The sequence below is a fragment of the Nonomuraea wenchangensis genome (genome assembly GCF_900111685.1).
GTDB classification, from domain to species: Bacteria; Actinomycetota; Actinomycetes; order Streptosporangiales; family Streptosporangiaceae; genus Nonomuraea; species Nonomuraea wenchangensis.
Genome location: NZ_FOHX01000018.1, coordinates 84,043 through 102,482, shown reverse-complemented (window position 1 = coordinate 102,482; position 18,440 = coordinate 84,043). Strand labels below are relative to the sequence as shown.

At 71.5% G+C, this 18,440-nt stretch carries 15 protein-coding genes; 8 read left to right on the top strand and 7 right to left on the bottom strand.

Going from position 1 to position 18,440, the window contains the following annotated elements; translation table 11 throughout:
- Window positions 1-9: 9 nt before the first annotated feature.
- From BMW85_RS38650 to BMW85_RS38635, 4 genes are all read left to right on the top strand, one after another.
- Window positions 10-570 carry an FMN-binding protein gene (locus BMW85_RS38650; protein WP_091091834.1) on the top strand — a complete coding sequence of 187 codons (561 nt, stop codon included), beginning with the start codon at window positions 10-12 and terminating at the stop codon, window positions 568-570.
- On the top strand, window positions 570-1,367 hold the full coding sequence (locus BMW85_RS38645) for an FAD:protein FMN transferase (RefSeq protein WP_218156121.1): 798 nt from the start codon (window positions 570-572) through the stop codon (window positions 1,365-1,367). The genes BMW85_RS38650 and BMW85_RS38645 overlap by 1 nt, the downstream gene beginning before the upstream one ends.
- A 657-nt stretch (window positions 1,368-2,024) precedes the next feature.
- Window positions 2,025-3,431, top strand: a complete 1,407-nt coding sequence (locus BMW85_RS52395; protein ID WP_342743484.1) for a DUF4389 domain-containing protein — start codon at window positions 2,025-2,027, stop codon at window positions 3,429-3,431.
- 115 nt (window positions 3,432-3,546) lie between these two features.
- Window positions 3,547-3,900 carry a hypothetical protein gene (locus BMW85_RS38635; RefSeq protein ID WP_091091829.1) on the top strand — a complete coding sequence of 118 codons (354 nt, stop codon included), beginning with the start codon at window positions 3,547-3,549 and terminating at the stop codon, window positions 3,898-3,900.
- Here the strand turns inward: BMW85_RS38635 and BMW85_RS38630 are convergent.
- The 3 genes from BMW85_RS38630 to BMW85_RS38620 form a co-directional block, all read right to left on the bottom strand.
- Window positions 3,893-5,131: an alpha/beta hydrolase gene (locus BMW85_RS38630; protein ID WP_091091827.1), complete on the bottom strand. Its 1,239-nt coding sequence runs from the start codon at window positions 5,129-5,131 to the stop codon at window positions 3,893-3,895. The genes BMW85_RS38635 and BMW85_RS38630 overlap by 8 nt on opposite strands.
- 30 nt (window positions 5,132-5,161) lie before the next feature.
- Window positions 5,162-7,564: a S8 family peptidase gene (locus BMW85_RS50605; protein WP_091091825.1), complete on the bottom strand. Its 2,403-nt coding sequence runs from the start codon at window positions 7,562-7,564 to the stop codon at window positions 5,162-5,164.
- A gap of 98 nt (window positions 7,565-7,662) precedes the next feature.
- A complete protein-coding gene (locus BMW85_RS38620) occupies window positions 7,663-9,273 on the bottom strand; it encodes a phospholipase A2 (RefSeq protein ID WP_143082553.1) in 1,611 nt (536 codons plus the stop codon).
- A gap of 319 nt (window positions 9,274-9,592) precedes the next feature.
- Here BMW85_RS38620 and BMW85_RS38615 point away from each other — a divergent pair, with 319 nt between their 5' ends.
- Both BMW85_RS38615 and BMW85_RS38610 read left to right on the top strand, forming a co-directional pair.
- On the top strand, window positions 9,593-11,287 hold the full coding sequence (locus BMW85_RS38615; protein ID WP_091091822.1) for an AfsR/SARP family transcriptional regulator: 1,695 nt from the start codon (window positions 9,593-9,595) through the stop codon (window positions 11,285-11,287).
- Window positions 11,288-11,303: 16 nt separating this feature from the next.
- Window positions 11,304-12,371, top strand: a complete 1,068-nt coding sequence (locus BMW85_RS38610) for a hypothetical protein (protein ID WP_143082552.1) — start codon at window positions 11,304-11,306, stop codon at window positions 12,369-12,371.
- A gap of 15 nt (window positions 12,372-12,386) precedes the next feature.
- Here the strand turns inward: BMW85_RS38610 and BMW85_RS38605 are convergent, their stop codons facing one another.
- On the bottom strand, window positions 12,387-13,220 hold the full coding sequence (locus BMW85_RS38605; RefSeq protein WP_091091820.1) for a class I SAM-dependent methyltransferase: 834 nt from the start codon (window positions 13,218-13,220) through the stop codon (window positions 12,387-12,389).
- A 66-nt stretch (window positions 13,221-13,286) separates the two neighbouring features.
- Here BMW85_RS38605 and BMW85_RS38600 point away from each other — a divergent pair, with 66 nt between their 5' ends.
- Window positions 13,287-13,790 (top strand): GbsR/MarR family transcriptional regulator, encoded by a 504-nt coding sequence (locus BMW85_RS38600; RefSeq protein WP_245775309.1) that lies wholly within the window; start codon window positions 13,287-13,289, stop codon window positions 13,788-13,790.
- A gap of 368 nt (window positions 13,791-14,158) precedes the next feature.
- Here the strand turns inward: BMW85_RS38600 and BMW85_RS50600 are convergent, their stop codons facing one another.
- The gene (locus BMW85_RS50600; RefSeq protein ID WP_091091818.1) at window positions 14,159-14,572 is read right to left on the bottom strand and encodes a Mu transposase C-terminal domain-containing protein; all 414 of its coding nucleotides are present in this window, start codon (window positions 14,570-14,572) and stop codon (window positions 14,159-14,161) included.
- Between the two features lie 305 nt (window positions 14,573-14,877).
- Window positions 14,878-15,480, bottom strand: a complete 603-nt coding sequence (locus BMW85_RS38590; protein ID WP_091091816.1) for a TetR/AcrR family transcriptional regulator — start codon at window positions 15,478-15,480, stop codon at window positions 14,878-14,880.
- Window positions 15,481-15,561: 81 nt separating this feature from the next.
- Here BMW85_RS38590 and BMW85_RS38585 point away from each other — a divergent pair, with 81 nt between their 5' ends.
- Window positions 15,562-16,560, top strand: a complete 999-nt coding sequence (locus BMW85_RS38585; protein WP_091091814.1) for an SDR family NAD(P)-dependent oxidoreductase — start codon at window positions 15,562-15,564, stop codon at window positions 16,558-16,560.
- Window positions 16,561-16,789: 229 nt separating this feature from the next.
- Here BMW85_RS38585 and BMW85_RS38580 read toward each other — a convergent pair whose 3' ends face one another.
- Window positions 16,790-18,409, bottom strand: a complete 1,620-nt coding sequence (locus BMW85_RS38580) for a sulfatase-like hydrolase/transferase (protein WP_091091812.1) — start codon at window positions 18,407-18,409, stop codon at window positions 16,790-16,792.
- Window positions 18,410-18,440 lie beyond the last annotated feature (31 nt).

Genomic DNA, 18,440 nt, shown 5'->3' with positions numbered 1-18,440 from the left:
GGAATCCCCATGCGCAGAGCGATATTCGCCATCCTCGTCACCGCCGTCGGCCTGGTGCTGCTCCTGTCGTTCAAACCGCACGAGCTGACCGCGGTGGCGTCCCCACCGTCTGCTGTCTCCCAAGCCTCGCCGCCGAGCCCCGGTGAGCCTCCCTCCGGCCGCCGGCAGAAGGACGTGGACGACGAAGACAGCGAGGACGAGGACGGGACGTCGATTCCCCGGCAGGACGCCACCGTTCCGCAGACCGGCGGCACCTGGACGGGGCCGGGCGTCAGCTCTGGCGCCGGCAGCGGGGACAAGGTCGTCACGGGCGATGTCGCCACCACTCGCTGGGGGCCCGTGCAGATCGAGCTCGTCCTGGCCGGCGGCAAGATGGCCGGCATCCGGGTACTCCAGGCCCCCGACGGCAATCATCGCGACATCGCCATCAACAGCCGGGCGCTGCCGACGCTCAACGACGAGGCGCTGGCCGCGGGATCGGCCCAGATCGACGCTGTCTCCGGGGCCACATACACCAGCGAGGGCTACGTCCAGTCCCTGCAAAGCGCCCTGGACCGGGCCGGACTGTGATGCGACACGTCGAGCATGTCATGGGCACGGTCTTCTCCTTCGACCTCCGGCCCCCGTTCGGGGACGGGCGGCACGCCATCGCCGAGGCCGTCGCCTGGTTGCACCAGGTGGACGCCGTCTTCTCGACCTACCGCGCGGACAGCCCCATCAGGCGCCTGGGCGCAGGCGAGATCGGCCTGGACGACTGCCCGCCGCAAGTGGCCGACGTCCTCGAACTGTGCGCGTCGGTGGTGACGGCGTCCGGCGGCTACTTCACCACCCGCCCCTCGGGCCACCTCGACCCGTCCGGCCTGGTCAAGGGGTGGGCCATCGAGCAGGCGTCACGCATCCTCACCCGCTGCGGAGCCGTGAATCACTGCCTGAACGGCGGCGGGGACCTCCAATGCGCAGGAAGGCCCGCGCCCGACCGGCCCTGGCGGATCGCGGTCGCGCACCCTCTGCGCCCAGGTGCGGTGGCCACGGTGATCGCCGGAGACGACCTGGCCGTGGCCACCTCCGGCACGGCCGAACGCGGGCCGCACATCACCAACCCCCACACCGGCCGGCCTGCGCTGGACCTGGCTTCGATCACCCTCATCGGCACCGGCCTCACCATGGTGGACTCCTACGCCACCGCCGCCTTCGCGATGGGCGCGGCGGCCCGCGTCTGGATCGAAGGGCTCCCCGGCGTAGAAGCGTTCGCCGTCACTCCCACCGGCGCCACCTGGCACACCTCCGGTTTCCCGGACACGGCACCACCCGTCGTCGAGGAGGCCGAGGGGGGCTCGCCCCTTCCGGGCGGGAAGGCGCTGCCATGACCGAAGGTGTGGAGGGTTCAGGACATGCCACGCCCTACCGGACAGTGCCCGTGCGCGACTACTTCCTCGACACCGCCGACTACAACACCGGCCGGGGCCGTACACGACCGCCGTGACGCCTCCCCGTAGCGCCGCCGGCGACCGCGGCCGGTGGCGAAGGACGTCTCGCCCAACGGATCGTTCTTTGCGCGCGTCGTACCCAGGAGAAGGGCCATGCTGACCACCTACGTCACTCATGTCGTCGTGGTGAGCCCACCTTCTCTCCGGCCGCCTGCGCGCACCCGAGGCGAACGCCCTTCAACGGGTGTTACTACCGGAGCTCCTGGAAGCACGACGATGACTGACCGCGATCAAGAGAAACGCGATGCGATGCGCCGACTTGTCCTGAGATACGGCGGTCCTGCTTTGCGACGCTGGCTGCCGCGCAGGACGAACCCGATGACCTTGCCGCTGTGGGGGCATCCGTACCGTCAGCTGCGGGAGTCCGATCCCCCAGGGCAGAGCGCCTTCGTTGACGGGACCTTGGTCCTCCGCAGGCGACCTCCTTCCCTCCAGCCCCAAGGCGGCAGGGGGCTCCCGCGCGACGGATGTCCATCGGCACGCGACCCGGGACTTTCGCCCGCAGGCGTACGGGCGCGCCGGTGGTGCGCTGAGAAGGTGAGTACTTATCCCGTACGTGTCGAGGCCCGGTTGGAGGAGCCGCTGAACCGGGGCCTGTGGATCGTCAAGTGGTTCCTGGCGATCCCCCACTACATCGTGCTCGGTTTCCTGTGGATCGCCTTCGGCGTCCTCACCGTCATCGCGTTCTTCGCGATCCTGTTCACCGGCCGCTACCCGCGCTCGCTGTTCGACTTCAACCTCGGTGTGTTGCGCTGGACCTGGCGGGTGGCGTACTACACCTACGGCGCGCTCGGCACCGACCGGTACCCGCCCTTCACTCTCGGGCCGGCGCCCGACTACCCCGCCACGTTGGAGATCGACTACCCCGACCACCTGTCCCGCGGGCTGGTGCTGGTCAAGTGGTGGTTGCTGGCGATCCCGCACTACCTCATCGTGGGCCTGTTCACCAGCGGCAGCGTCATCTCCTGGCGCGGCGGCCTGCCCGACGGGGGCGGCGTGCTCTACACGCTCGACTGGGGCGGTCTCATCGGGCTGCTCGTCCTCGTCGCCGCCCTCAGCCTGCTGTTCACCGGCCGCTACCCGCTCGGCCTGTACGACCTCGTGCTCGGGATGAACCGGTGGGCGCTCAGGGTGGCCGCCTACGCGACGCTCATGACCGACGCCTACCCGCCGTTCCGGCTGGAGCAGGGCGGTCACGAGCTGCCGCGCATGGAGCCGCCGCGCGAGCCGCGCCACGCACCCGTACGGCACGGAGCCGCGTCGGTCGTGGCGATCCTCGCGGGCGCGCTGCTCGCGTTCGGCGCCGTAGGCACGGCGGCCGCCGGTTCCCTGTCGGCGGTGCTCGCTCACGTGCGCGCCTCGGACGGCTTCGTCAGCACGACCAGCGAGCGGGTCGCCACCCCGGCGTACGCGCTCACTACCGAACCGGTCGCGATCAGCGGCCAGGGCGTGGAGTACCTGCGCGCCTTCACCGGCCAGGTACGCATCGAGGCCGCGGCCAAGGGCACCCCGCTGTTCGTCGGCGTCGGCCCCCGGGCCGACGTGGAGAGGTACCTGAGCACCACCGGCTACGACCGCCTCACCCGCCTGACCTTCGGCCCCGGCCCGGACGGCACCGCCTACACGCGACACCAGGGCGGGCAGCCTGCCGCGCCTCCCGCCGCGCAGCCGTTCTGGGCGGCGACAGGATCGGGCAGCCTCACCTGGACGCCCGAGGCGGGCGACTGGACCGTAGTGATCATGAACGCGGACGCGAGCCCAGTGATCTCCGCCGACCTGCGGCTGGCGGCCACGCTCCCCGGACTGAACGGGCTGACCGTCCGGCTCTTCGTCGCGACCGGGATGCTGTTGCCGATCGGCGTCGGGCTCGTCCTGCTCGGCGTGCGCCTGAGCCGCAGCCCGGCCGCGCGGAGCGCGAGCGCCGAGCCCTCGGCCCGGCGTTGACACCGCGCGGTGACCTCAGCGCATCGCTGACAGGTCCTCCCGCGACGCGGCCGTCGACCTGATCTGCCGGGCGATCGCCACGCGGGACCCGCGGCTGCGGCACCCGGGGGCTCCGTTGGCCCTGCTGTGCCGATTCGCGGCCGTCTTCGACGATGACGACGTGGACCAGGCCGTCGCCGACGTCGATGCGGCATATGCCGCATTACGCCCCACGCAGTGGGAGGGCTACTGGCCGTGCGGCGCCGACTGGCTCGCGCGTGCCGACTTCCGTGGCGAGAACGTCACCTGGCAGCGGGACGAGGCCGGCAACCAATGGGCCCGACAGGACGACCACGACGACGAACCCTTCTACAGCACCCGGACCGGGCCGGACACCGGCACGGGCGACGGATTTCCGCACGCCCCGCTCCGGGCCGTGCTGAGCGCCGCCATGGCGACGGTCAGCGGTCCGGGGCGCGCACTCAGCTGACGGGACAGAGAGGCGGGGCGGTGCCGGAGGCGTACGTGAGGAAGTCGACCAGGTACGACTGCCAGGCGCTCCAGTCGTGCCCGGCCCGGGTGTAGCAGTAGCGGTGCCCGACGCCCAGAGTCGTCAGCGTCCGGTCGAACTCGCTGGCGTACGCGCCCAGCACCCCCTCGGTGGTGCCCGTTGCCCCGTCGGTCCTGGTGGTGTCGTAGCCGCAGTCGGCGGGTGCGGGCTCGCTGCCGTTCGGGGTGTGCGGGACCCGGTCGCAGTCACCCGCGTACAGGGCCAGCTTTCCGCTGTAGGGGGCGTACTTGCCCTGCGTGACCAGGTCGGCGGGGTTGGCGGCGGGCCAGTCGTCAACTGTGGCGCCGTGGAAGACCGTCTCGGTGGGCGGGCCGAACAGGTTCTCCAGGCGGTAGCGGCGCTGCACCACGGGGTCGGGGACGGGGAAGATGCTGCCGGGTTCGTACTTGTTGACCCGGTACTCGCCTGGGTCCTGCCAGAGGATGGCCGCGCCCGACTGCCACATCGAGTCGGAGATCGTACTCTGGGCGGGCGCGGCGCGCAGGTCGATGCCCGGTGAGAAGGCGCCGACGGCGGAGTAGAGGTCGGGGTGCGTGGCCGCGTACTTGAGTGCGCCGTAGCCGCCCATGGACTGCCCCGCGAGCCAGCGTCCCGACCGGTCGGCGACGGTGTTGAAGTTCGCGTCGATCCACGGAACGAGCTGGCTGTTGTGGTATGACTCCCACTTCGGGGCGAAATATCCGTCGGTACGCCCCGCCCAGTCCGTGTACCAGCCGGTCATCCCGCCGGTCGGCATGACCACGATGCCGTCGAACAGCGCGGCGCGCAGGCGGGCGACGACGTCGCCCCTGGTGGTCCAGGTGTCGTAGTTGTCGCCACCCCCGTGGAGAAGATAGAGGGTCCGGTAGGGGACGCTCCGGTCCGGGTCGTAGCCGGGCGGGAGGTAGACGCGTACGGTGATCGGACGCGTCAGCGGGTTGATGACCGGGGTGCCGCCGGCCGGCTGGAAGATCATGGTCGAGGTCATCGTGACGTCCCGCAGCTTCGAGTGGTCGGACTGCTCGGACTCCGTCACGTTGGTGCAGGTGATCCCATAGGCGTCGGGTTGAGGGAGCGCCGCCGAGCACGCGGCGGCCCGCGCCGTTCCCTGTTGCGCCGTCACCGCCGCTGTCACCAGCAACAGTCCGGCCAGCGCCCGCATCCACCGCATGAAACTCCCCCTGGTCCGAGCGTGTAGTGATCATCGGCCGGTGAGCGCGGCGTAGGCGTCCACGGAGACGGTCACCGGCGAGGTGCCCTCGTTCTTCAGCACGACCGTCCCGTCCTGCCGCGTGGCGGCGATCGTGAACCCGGCCGAATCCTTGCCCGCCGCGTACGCCACCACCCGCGCGGTGCTCGAACCGCCCTGCGGGACGACCGAGACGACCCCGTTCGCCGCGCCCTTCGCCACGACGGCCAGGCCCAGCGCGGAAACGCCGGACGTGGGGACGCCCGCCACACCCGTGAAGCTCAGCGCCTTCGTGCCGCCCGCGGCGATGGTGAGGCCCCGGGCGACCGGCGACGCCCCGACCGCCTTGAGCACCGATGCCCGCTGGGCGGAGGTGAAGTAGCCGACGACCTCGACGGAGATCTCCACCGTCCCGAAGCCGAGATTGTGCAGGTTGATCTTCCCGCCGGTGCCGGGCTTGACGATGGTGAACAACTGCGCCGGGACGTTGGCCGGGTAGTCGGCGTTGGCGTCGGCGGGGAAGACGTCCCCGGCGGCGTAGACCCGGATCGTCCCGGTCGAGGAGCTCTTCAGCATCACGGTGAGCGCGACCGCGTCCACCCCGGCGGCGGGAATCCCGGTCATGCCGGAGGTGGCCAGCTCGTAACTGCCCAGCGCCGGGACGACGGTCCGGTCCGCGACCCGTACGGGCGTGATCGGCAGGTAGCCGCCGCCCACCACGGCGGCCGCCTGGGCGAGGGTGTGGCCGTGGACGTCGAGCGTCACCCGGACGGGGCCGGTGCTCCTGTTCACCACCTTGATCTTCCCGTCCGCGCCGACGCCGGCGATGATCAGGGTCGAGGCGTAGCGCGTGGCGTCGTAGAAGAGCGGGTTGCCGGCGGGCTCCGGCTCGTCCGACGCGTGCACCGCGACCGAGCCGGAGTTGAACAGGTCGCCCTTGGCGGCCACGTTGAGCGCGACGGCGCGCAGCCCCGTGGCCGGCAGCCCGGCCGTTCCCGCCACCTGTACGGCCATGGTCGAGTTCGCGCTGACCAGCACGTTGTCCGCGATTCGGCCGCGCGAGGAGAAGAACTGATCGGGCCCAGGCCGCACGCTCGCACCCAGAGCGGCGTCGTCGAGCTGGATCCGCGGCGTCGGCCCGCCAGGGTAGGCGATGCCACGGCCGCTGTCCTTCAGCATCGACTCCAGCTCGGCCGGGCTCGCGCCGGGGAACGCCTGGCGCAGCACCGCGAAGGCGCCGGCGACGTGTGGCGCGGCCATGGACGTCCCGCTCAGGGAGTCGTACGTGTCGCCGGGCACCGACGAGACGATGTCCGTGCCCGGCGCGAACAGGTCCAGCAGCGGCCCGCGGTTGCTGAAGTCGGAGATCGTGTCCTGGTCGGTGGTGCTGCCCACGGCGACGGCCGAGGAGACGCAGGCGGGCGCGCTGATCGCGTCGGTGTAGCCGTTGTTGCCCGCCGCGACCACCGTGGCCACCCCGGCGGCCCGCAGGCGGTCGATGACGGGTTTGCGGGCGTCGGTGTCGCAGGCCGTGGTGTTCCTGCCGCCGCCCAGGCTGAGGTTGGCCGCCACGATGGGCAGCTCGCCGCTCAGCTCCAGGACCTTCTCCAGCCCGGCGAGCTGGGCGCTGGTGAAGCTGAGCACGCACGGTGAGGCGCCCGGCCCGCAGAAGTCGTCCGTGTCGAACCTGCTGAAGATCTGGACGGCCACGAGCTCCGCCTCGGGCGCGACGCCGCTGCCGTCGGCCTCCTCCAGGCCCTCGCCGTCGCCGGCGACGATGCCGGCCACGTGGGTGCCGTGGTCGCAGTTCAGCTCGATGTTCGCGCATGGGCCGCTCTCGGAGTCCGCCGATCCCGGCCCTTCCTCCTCGTCCGCGCCGTCGGGGCACAGGCTGGTGGCGGAGTAGTCGGGGTCGCTGGGTGAGAAGCAGGCCTCGGCGACGACCCGGCCGCCGAGGAAGGGGTGGTTGACCGCCACGCCGGTGTCCAGCACCGCCACCACGCTGCCCGCGCCGGTCAGTCCGGCCGCGCGGGTACGGTCGGCGCCGATCAGCGGGACGCTCTCGCCGAGCGACGGCGGCACCGGCCGGTCCTCCGACACGCTGACCACGCCCGGCTGGCCGAGCAGCCGCTCCAGCGCCGCCCGGTCGGCGCGCAGCGTGACCACGGGCATGCGGGACAACGTCTGCAGCACCGGTCCGGCGCTCGACGCGGCCGGCAGGTCCTCGCGCGCCTTCGTCACCACGTTCACTCTGGTACGGGCGCCGCCCGCCAGCTTTTCCGCCAGGCCGGGCTCCACCCACGGGCCCTCCTGCGCGGCCCGGGCCGTGGCGTCGGCGGCGAACGCCCCCGAAGGGAGCAGGGGGAAGAGCAGGATCGCCACGGCGATGATGCGGCGGATCACGCGTCGGTTCATGACTGTCCACTCCGTCCGAAGTGCCGGGGTGCCGGGGGGCGGCGAAGGTGGCGGACGCCACGACGTCCAGGCCCGCCGCGGGCGTCCGCCGGATCAGGTCAGTCCCTGGTCGCGTTCGCGCCGTTCTTGGGGTTGCCCTTGCGGACGAACTGCCGGTAGGTCCAGGCGATGTTCCTGCACAGAGGGCGCCTGATCTTGCTGTAGGCGGTGCAGGTCCAGTCGCGCAACGTGGTGTAGAAGAGGCTGTCCACGTCGGACTTGCGGCTCCAGTCCAGGTAGTACGGGTAGTACCACCGCTTCAGGTTGTTGCCGATGATGCCGTAGCCGTAGTCGTGCATGTCGCAGGCGCTGGTGAAGTTGAACCCCGACGGCTTGTCCGGCGACTTGGTGCAGTGGTCGTACAGGATGCCGACGACCCAGCGCTTGGTGGGCAACTGTCTCCAGTACGGGTAGTGCCAGCCGTAGTGGGCCGCCCAGGCCGCGCAGGGGCGGCTGTAGTACATCCAGTGCACGGCGGCCCAGCAGTTGGACGGGTAGGACAGCGGGCCCGCGACCTCGCCGCCTCCGGTGGTGGCGCCGGGAGCGGGCGGGTCGAGCGACGGCGGCGGGCTGTCGGAGGCGCCCGGCGTGGTGTTGCCGGCGGCGGCGGTCGCGGTGGGCAGCGCGGAGTCGCCGGTGTAGGTGAGCTGCCAGCCGCCGTTGAGGCGTGAGTCGAAGCTGGTCAGCCGCCCGGCCGTGTCGTAGGCGTAGGTCGCGGGCTGCGTGCCGCTCTGGCTCGGGTCGGCCATGGTGCGCAGCAGGCCGGCGCTGTCGTAGGAGTAGGCGGCCACGCTCTGCGGCGTGCCGGTGCCGGAGGTCTGGGTGATCTGCTTGAGCCGGCCCGCGTAGTCGCCGAAGGCCGTGCCGGTCGCCGTGGTGGCGGTCGCGTACGTGAAGGACAGGACGTTCTGAAGCTCCTCGCCCGCGGCGGGCTCGGTGATCGTGGCGACCCGGCCCTGGGCGTCGTACTGGACGGTGGAGGTGCCGAACGCGTTCGTGCCGACACCTGTCACCCTCCAGGCGTCGGACTGGGAGGCGCCGGCCTGCTGCCAGACGTAGGTCTGGTTGAGGTCGGCCGAGCTGATCGCGTTGCCGGCGTCGTCGGTGAACCCGTCGTCGCCTGCCTCCGTGGTCCCGAGGTTGGTGGAGATCGTCTCGCTGACCGTGGTGCGCAGCGTCCCGGCCGCCGCGTCCCACCGGCTGGTCTCGGTGAGCTTGGAGCCGTCCGCGGCCTCGTAGCGGCGCACCTCGCCGCCGTCGGGGAATGCGGCGCCGCTCTTGTAGGCGTACCGGGTCTGCTCGCCCGTGCCGAGTTCGGTGACCTGGGCGGCGTCGCTGGAGATCTCGAGTTTCCTGCCGGTGGTGCCGCCCAGGAACTCCGCCTGCCACCCCGGCCCGAACACCGACAGGTCCGCCCTGGAGGCGGGCACCGCCTTCGGCTGAGCCAGCCCGCCGTCCACGGCGGCGACCGCGTGCTTGCGGCCGATCACGGCCGCGGCGGCGTCCAGTTCGCTGAGCTCGAAAGTCCTGCTGTCGGCGAAGTACTGGCCGGGGCCGACGGGCTGGTCGGTCTCCGCCGCGGCCTCGGCGGTGGCGGCCTGGCCGGACACGGCGGCCAGCAGCGGCAGGACCATCGCGGTGACCGCCGTCACGACGGCTAATCGTTTCATTGGCTCTCCTCGCAGCGCGGGATGCAGATGCTCGCGTACGCTACGGGAGGGCTGTTGCCACAGGTTTGCCAGAGACGTCAGGGGCCTTGCGCCCCGGGGAAAAGACGAATTCGGCGCGCAATGGCGCCCTTCTCGCGGAGGCGTGGCGGACAATTCGCTCGTCGCGGAATGTGACTTGCCTTATCGCCGGACAGCATAAATCTCAGGAACACATCATTCCCGCCTCGGACGCGGCACGTTTCGTCCGGACAATCGCGGGATTCGTTTCGATTCAATATCGGTTGACCACATCGCCCGACACCCGGTCAATGATGGACGGGTGATCACGTCACCAGGCGACGGCGTCCTTTTACTGGGCCCGGTCGAGCTGCGATGGGCGGGTGCGCCGGTCACGCTGCCCAGGCGCCAGCAGCGGCTGCTGCTCGGCGTGCTGGCCCTGTCGCCCAACCGCGTCGTCCCCCTGCAGCGCCTGACCGAGGTGTTCTGGCCCGATCAGCCGCCGCAGGGGGCGCGCAGGCAGATACAGGTGCTCGTCTCCCGGCTGCGAAGCCTGCTCACCGGCGTGTCCGCGAGCACCGGCGCACCCGCGAGCACCGGCGCAGCCGTGAGCGAGGTGCGGCTGCGGGGCGCCGGCTCGGGCTACGAGCTGTGCATCGACCCCATGACGGTGGACGCGCACCGCTTCGCCGTACTGAAGCATCGGGCGGGTGCCAGCGCGGACGACGAGGAGAAGAGCGCGCTGCTCCGTCAGGCGCTCGACCTGTGGCGCGGCCCCGCCCTCGACGAGGCGGCCGTCGGCGCCGCCCGCGAGACGCTCTGCGTCAGACTGGAGGAGGCGCGGCGCGAGGCGATCGAGGAGCACGCCGAGGCGTCCCTGCGGCTCGGCCGGCACCGGCAGATCCTCGGCGCGCTGGCCGAGGAGGTGGCCGCCGACCCCCTCCGTGAGCGGCTGGCCGGCCTGTTGATGCTCGCGCTCTACCGCTCCGGCCGCGTCTCCGAGGCACTCGACGTGTTCGAGCGGTCCCGGGCGCGGCTGACCGGCGACCTCGGTCTCGATGTCGGTCCCGCGCTGGTACGGCTGCGCCAGGACATCGTGTGCGGCGACCCCCGCCTGGGCCGCCGGTCCGGCGCCCCGGACGCCGCCGGAAGGCCCGGCGACCTGGAGGGCGAGGGGCTGGTGATGCTCGGGCTGGGCAGGATCCGCTTCACCCAGGACCGCTTCACCGAGTCCGTGGCCGCCTATGAGGAGGCCAGGCGGGCCTTCCAGCGCCTCGGCGACCGGCGGCACCTGGCGTCGGCCATGTCCGGCCTGGGCACCGTCCGCGCCGAGGGCGGATGGTTCGCCGAGGGAGAGGCCCACCTGACGGAGGCGCTGTCGATCTTCACCGCGCTCGGCGACGTGGCGGGGAAGGCGCACGCCACCTACATGCTCGGCTTCGTGGCCCGCGAGCGCGGCGACGACGAGCTGGCGCTGTGGCTGCTGGGCCGGGCGCTGGCCGCGTACAGGAAGGTCGGCTACCGGCGCGGCGAGGCTCTGCTCCAGCGCAGCATCGGCCTGGTCCACCGGGCCAGGGGCGAATATCCGCGAGCCGCGGCCAGAACCCGGGCGTCGCGCCGCCTGTTCGCCGCGCTGGCCGACCCGCACGGCGTGGCCTACGCCGACCAGTCGCTGGCCAAGATCCTGATTCGGGTCGGCGACCTCGCGCAGGCCGAGCAGGCGCTCCAGGCGAGCCTGCACACCTTCGCCGGCAAGGGCGACCGCTTCGGCCGTGCCCTCCTCCTGCGTACGCTCGGCGAGCTCCGCCTGGAGCAGGGCGCGACGGCCGAGGCCAGGGGCGCGCTGTCGGCGTCCCTCGCTCTGTGGGACACCCTGGAGCTGCCGCTGTGGCGCGCCCGCACCCTCGCCGTCCTGGCCCGCCTGGAGCACCGGTACGGCGAAGCAGGGCACGCCGACGCCGCGCGCCGGGAGTCCAGCGCCATCTTCAGCCGGATCGGCAGCCGCGAGAGCGGCTGACGTCATGCTCCGCGTCATGTCCCCACCACTGGTCGCCGCCGGCCTGTGGCCGTGGTGGGCGGTCGGCGTCGCCGCGGCGGTCGCCGGGCTGTGGCTGTGGCGGGCCGCTCCCTGGGCGCACGGGAACGACCGCTGGAAACTGGCGGCCCGCCTGCCGTCCCTCACCTACGGGCAGGTCATCGCCACCGGGGAGCGCGACGCCTGGGCCTTCGGCTGGGAGGTCCTCGGTCTCGCCGCCCGGCTGCCGATGGCCGACGGCCCGCACCGCCCCACGGCCTTCCACTGGGACGGCGACCGCTGGACGAGGATCGAGCTCCCCGTCGGACGCGGCGAGGTCGGCCCGGTCGCCGCGTCCGGCCCGTCCGATGTGTGGGCCCTGGCCGGTGGCTCCGTCCTGCACTGGGACGGGCGCGTCTGGACGATCGCCCGCGAGGCGCCGGCAACGGCCTGGACCCTCGCCGTCGCCGGGGACGACGTGTGGATCTTCGGCGACTCCAAGGCGTGGCGCTACGACCGCGAGATCTGGTCGGAGTCGGGCCTCTCCTTCCGCACGCTCCGGGTCAGCGCTCGCTCGGCCTCCGACATCTGGGCACTCGACGCCGACGGCCCCTTCGTCCATCACTTCGACGGAAGGACCTGGAACGGCGTCGACCTGAGCCCGTACCTGCCGAAGGCCCCGCCCCCGTCCGACGAGGTCCCGCCCGGCCCCCTCACCCCCATGGTGCGTGCCATCACCGCCGATCGGTCAGGCGTCTGGATCACCGGGGAGATCGGGGTGTCGTCGTTCCTGCTCTTCCTGACCGATTCCGGCTGGCACGGTGAGAGCATCTCCGCGCAGGCCGGCCGGATGGTCCGCGACCTCCCGCCGGTGCCCGACGGCAGGAACGGCCACTGGTTCCTCGGCTCCGTGGACGTCAACGGGATCGACTCCGCACTCGCTCACCGCGATCACTCCGGCCGCTGGACGAGGGTGCCGGCCGGGGGCGAGCTCACGTCGCTGTCCGCCGTACCCGGCGGTCCGCTCCTGGCCACCGGCGTGATCGGCAGGGCCGCGGGGGTTTTCCGCAACATCGGCCCGCCGTGACGGCGGCGGACCCTGTCAGGCCGGCGTCTCGCGGAAGCGGAAGCGCACGATGCGGGTGGAGCGCTTCATGCCCGGCAGCAGGTTCATGAAGCGGTACAGGCGGCGGACGCCAGGCGGGGCCTTGGCCATCAGGATCGGCGCGTCGTTCATCGGCGCCTCGTCGACGTACTCCAGCCGCGGATGCCACGCGGCCAGCGCGGCCGGGACGTCGAAGCCGCAGTGGAACCGGGCGTCGTACACCCGCAGGCTGGGATCCCACCTCGAGAAGCGCCACGCCCAGACCGGCACCGTGTCGAACTGGATCTGGCCCGAGGGGAAGGCGTCGACGACGCTCGTCAGCAGCCGCCGGACGTCCTCCTCGGTCAGGTACGGCACCAGCCCCTCGGCGATCATCAGCACCGGCCGGCCGCGAGGGACGCCCTCCAGCCAGGTCAGGTCCGTGACATCGGTGCCGATCAGCGTGTGGTGGTGGTCGCGCGGCGGCAGGAGCCGACGGCGCAGCTCGATGACGGCGGGGTAGTCCAGGTCGTACCAGTCGACGGTGGAGGGCGGGTCGAGCCGGTACGCGCGGGCGTCCAGCCCGCAGCCCAGGTGCAGGACCACCGCGTCGCGATGTTCGGCGAGGAAGGCGCGGGCCCAGTCGTCGTGGGCCCGGGAGCGGACCGCGGCGACCAGGCCCACCTGGCTGGTGCCGAATCTGCGGCGGTCGTAGTCGGGGTCGAGGCGGCGCATCACCCGCTCGGCGTAGACGTCGCCGAGGATCGGGTCCGGCAGCCGGTTGTCCAGCGCTTTGGCCTTGAGGACGGGAGTGAGGGTCTTCTGCACTCCGATGAGTCCGGTGTCCGTCACGACAACGACGCTACTCCTTTTTCACGAAATTCGTGAAGTTTTCGAAATGCTCTAGACTGTGGCGGCATGACGGAGGACGGAGCGGTGGTGACGCGAGCGGGCGAGGACGCCGTCGCGCACTTCAGGGAACGGTTCGCACAGATCCTGGTCGAGTCCGGCATGCCGCGGATGGCGGCGCGCGTGTACGCCGCACTGCTGGTCACCGACTCCGGCAGGCTGTCGGCCGCCGAGCTGGCCGAGCGGCTGGGGGTCGGCGCGCCGGCCATCTCGGGAGCGGTCAAATACCTGGTGCAGGTGCGGCTGGTCGAACGCGGCCGGGCACCCGGCAGCCGGCACGACTTCTGCCGCATCCACGAGCACACCTGGAGCCACTACATCAGCCAGTCCGTCCCGGTGCTGGTCCACGTGCAGACCGGCGCCGAGGAAGGCGTCACGCTCCTGGGCCCCGACTCTCCCGCCGGGCGGCGGCTGGAGGAGACCGGCCGGTTCTTCGCGTTCATGCGCGAGGAGATCGAGCGATCGATGGCCAAGTGGCGGCGGCTCCAGGAGAGCGGACTCGAGGACGACTGAACCCGGGGCCGGAGCAGCGGCTTTCAGCCCGATGCCAAGGCGACGTCGAGAAGGGACCGGCTGCAGTTCGGGGTCGGGGTGCTGGAGCAGAAGGAGTTGACGGTGAAGTCGCTGAAGCTCGCGCTGTCCAGCAGGGGGCGTTGTTCCGGCCAGCGCGCGTAGGAGTGGGCCGACAAGGTCTTGCCGACGCCGGCGGGGCCGAGCACAGGCCGATGTAGCGGGAGACGCGTACGGTGTCGGCGAACTCGCAGAACCTGCGGTGCTCCTTGGTGGAGATCAGGTTCTGCATCGGCGGGGTGGGGCGTGGCCCGCGCCGCACGGCTTTCCGGTTGGGGTTGGAGCGCGTGGTGGTCACGGGCCATGCTCCTCTATTCCTCGGTGTAGATCTTCAACCGGCGCCGCGCGGGTGCCGGTGGGGCGAGCTCGCGGGCGGTCGCGGGAAGGCCGGTGCGGTGGGCGAGCAGCTGGTCGACCAGGGTGGTGCGTTCGGCCAGGTCGCGGGGGTCGTACCGGATGACGACGCCTTCTCCGACGAACGCGGCCAGCGTGGGGTCCAGGTAGCGCCGCCCGAACGCGGTCAGGCCACCCCGGCGGTAGCGCGCCGCCCACCGCCGGGCCGTCCGTATCGAGATCTTGCCCGTGTGGGCGACCTCGGACAACGCGATGGCGTCTTCCAGGTGAGGTTGCAAGATCCCAAACCGCCGCACGGCTTCCTCCCGCGCGGTCACGGTCAACTGCGCCAGCGGCGGCGATGGCTCCACCCCCGCGCCGGGCCCGTTCATGGCTTCACGGTAACCGGGACCGGGCCAACCGGGGAGTGGTCAGCCGGCGGTGGTCACGCAGTCCGCGATGGACCCGGTCGATGAGGTGGTGATGCTGTTCGACCAGGCCGTGTCGGTCGGGTGAGGCCCGGTCAATCCTCATCGTCGGTGTCGTCACCGTCAGGATCACACACCTGATCGACCAGCTACGCCCGCCTCGGCGTGGGGCCCGGGGAGGACCGTCAGGGGCACATCGAAATCCCAGCCCACAGGAGATTTGTCCGCTCATCGCGCGGTTCTTGATGAATCATGGCTCGGATGACGGGTCAGGTGACGGATTGCGCCACCAAGGCCATGGCCTGCCGCATGGCGTTGCGTACTTCGTTGGGTCCGTCGCCGCGCTGCAGCGCGGTCAGTGCGGATGCGCTGGTCGCGCCCACCATCGCGCCGACCAGGGCGGAGGCGGTGATCGTGTCGAGTCTGTCGGGGAATGCCCGCTGCAGCGCCTGGGCCAGTTCGGCCTGCGCGGTGAGGTAGCGCTGCAGCAGCCGGGCCTGCAGCGCCGGCACCGAGGCTGCCAGCCGTGCGCGAAGTGCCGCGAGCCCGCTGGGGAGGTCGCTGTCCCAGGTGTTGGCGATCATCTCGTCCATCGCCCGCACCAGCACTTCGGGTAGCCGTTCCCCGGCGCGGCGCTCGGCGATCGCCTGCAGCGCCAGATCGACGCGCATGTCGGCATTGGCCAGGAGCACATCCTCCTTGGCCTGGAAGTGGAGGAAGAAGGTGCGGGGGGACACCTCCGCGGCGTCAGCGATCTCGGCCACGGTCACGTGGTCGTAGTCCTTGTCCTCGAACAGGCGCACCGCCGCCTCGATCAATGCCTGCCGCGTGCGCTGCTTCTTGCGCTCCCGCAGTCCGTGTTTTTCCACCACGCAGAGCAGTTTAGTGCATCTTCTGAATTGATGCATACTGTGAATCAGTGCAGAGACTGTAGCTAGTAGAAGGAGTCCTTCGTGGGAAGTCTGGACGGACGCGTCGTCCTCATCACCGGAGCAGGGCGCGGCATCGGGCGGGAGGAGGCGCTGTTCTTCGCCGCCGAAGGCGCCAAGGTCGTCGTCAACGACCCCGGCGTCGGCATCGACGGCACGGGCGGCGACGCCGGCGTGGCCGCGAAGGTCGTCGAAGAGATCACTGCCCGCGGCGGGCAGGCCGTGGCCAGCACCGACAGCGTCGCCGACTGGGAGGGCGCCCGCCGCATGGTGGAGGCGGCCCTGGAGTCCTTCGGTGACCTCCACGTCGTGGTCAACAACGCGACCATCGAACGGAACATGGGCCTGACCGACCTGTCGGAGGAGGACTTCGACGACGTCCTGGCCGTCAAGCTCAAGGGCACCTTCGCGGTGACGCACTGGGCGGCCCGCCACTGGCGCGACCAGTTCCATGCAGGAGTCCGGGTCGACCGCGCCGTCGTCAACACCTCCTCCGGCTCCGGGCTGCTCAACCCGCTGCCCGCGCAGGTCTCCTACGCGGCAGGCAACGCCGGAGTCGCGGCGCTGACCACCATCGCCGCCCTCGAACTCGGCCGGTACGGCGTGCGGGTCAACTGCATCTCGCCCTCAATGGCCCGCACCCGCCTCACTCTCGCAGTTCCCGGCATGACCCAGGAACCACCTGCGGGCCGGTTCGACCCGCTGCACCCGGCCGCCAGCGCGCCTGTTGCCGCCTACCTGGCCGGCGCAACCTGCCCGCTCACCGGCCAGGTGCTGTCGGTTCGGGGCGGAACGGTCGCGGTAAGCCACGGCTGGTCCCTCGGCGACCACATCCACAAAGACGGGCTGTGGAGCGTAGAGGAACTGGCCGAGAAGGTGACGGAGCTGCCGATGGACGACCCGTTCGACAAGCTCGCCCAGGCCCTGACCGGCGCACTCGGCGCCGTCGGACGCGACCAACTCCAGGAGATGATCAACGCCCTGCTGGACCAGGGAGTCCACTCCGACGCGGCCTCCGCATGACGCGATAAGCCACGTCCCGGACCGCGTGCTCCAGTCACGCGGTCCAGGGACGGGTGGGGGTCTGTTTCATGGGTGACCGCCTGTGAGGTGCATCCGTTCTCTGCGATCTCGCGATCAACGCAATCCGATCATCGCAGGTCGGAGGCAGCCTGGGGCGGCAAGATCACGGTCAGAGCGCCGGATCCACGTACGGTGACAGACACACTCCTGACCGAAGCACGTGTCCGGCTCATACGAGACTGCGCCGGCGGTCATAGGTACGCCGGAACGTGTGCCGCCTGCCGCCCGTGCGGAAGGACGCCCGCCCGGTGACCGCCCCGCGCCCGGCGACCCGGAAGGTCGCGCTGATCTCCTCGCCCGGCACCAGCTCGGCCGCCTCCTGACGGGAGGTCACCGTGCGCCCGCCCGGCAGGTGCAGCGCGAGCCGCACCCTCCGCCACGTGACGGCCGAGCCGTTGACGAGCGTCACGGTGACCCGGTCGCCCGAGGCGGTCATCCTCAACCCGTACGGGCGGCGCGGATCGGGGCCGATCGACTGGTCGAGCAGCTCCATGAGCTCGTCCACCAGCTCCGGCCGGTCGGACGACAGGTCCTTCCGCTCGCCGAGGTCGGTGCCGAGGTCGTACAACTCGATCCTGCCGCCGGGGCCGGCGCCCGCGATGCCGGGCGCGAACCTGATCGCCTTCCACCGCCCGCGGCGGATCGCCTGCGCCTTGCGGGGCCGGTTCCACACCAGATGGTGGTGATCGGGCCCGTCGCCGCCGTTGAGCATGCCGCGGAACGAGCGGCCGTCGATCCCGTCGGGCGCCGGCACCCCGGCCAGGTCGGCCAGCGTCGGCAGCACGTCCCAGTAGGCCACCGGCCGCGTCTCCACCCGGGGGCGCAGCTTCGGCGACCAGGCGATCAGCGGCACCCGGATGCCGCCCTCGTACAGGTCACGCTTGTCGGCGCGGAGCGGGCCGTTGGAGTCGAACAGGCCGGGCGTCACGCCCTTCTCGCGGTGCGGGCCGTTGTCGCTCATGAACAGCACGATCGTGTTCGCGGCCTTGCCGGTCTTGCGCAGCGTGGCCACGAGCTGTTCCACGTGCGAGTCCAGCAGGGTGACCTGGGCGGCGTGGCGCCGGTTGGGCCTGGTCCACGGCTTGTTCTCGTACTGACCGGCGTCGCCCGGGACGACGCTCGGCGAGTGCGGCAGGATGGTCGGGAAGTAGAGCAGGAACGGCTTGTCGGACGGCTCCTCGATGAAGCCGACGGCCCGCCGCAGAAACAGGTCGGGCGCGTACGTCGTGCCGGTCAGCGCCATCTTGCCGGCGTTGTGCCACAGGTAGCGCGGGTAGTACTGGTGGGCGTGGCGGTGGGTGATGTAGCCGAGGAACTCGTCGAAGCCGCGCTCGTTCGGGTGCGACGGCTGGCCGGGCAGCTCGGGCCCGAAGCCCCACTTGCCGATGCACGCGGTGCGGTAGCCGGACAGCTGGAGCAGTTCGGCGAAGGTCAGGTCGTCCTCGATCAGCGCGCGCTGCGGGCCGCCCTCCGGGTTCTCGCGCACGGTGGAGTGCCCGGCGTGCAGGCCGGTGAGCAGGGAGCAGCGCGACGGCGCGCAGAGCGGCGCCCCCGAGTAGGCGGTCGCGAACCGCACGCCTTCGGCGGCCAGCCGGTCGATCGTGGGAGTGGCGATCTTCCGCTGCCCCTGGACGCCGATCTCGCCCCAGCCCAGGTCATCGGCGAGGATGATCAGGAAGTTGGGCCGGGGCGCGACCGCCGCCCGCGCGGGCGGCGCGGCGGCGGCGGGGACGGACAGGCCGGCGAGCGCGCCGGCCAGGAGGGTCCGGCGCGAGGGAGCGGTGATCATTCACGACACCTTCGACCCAGCGTGTGATCGG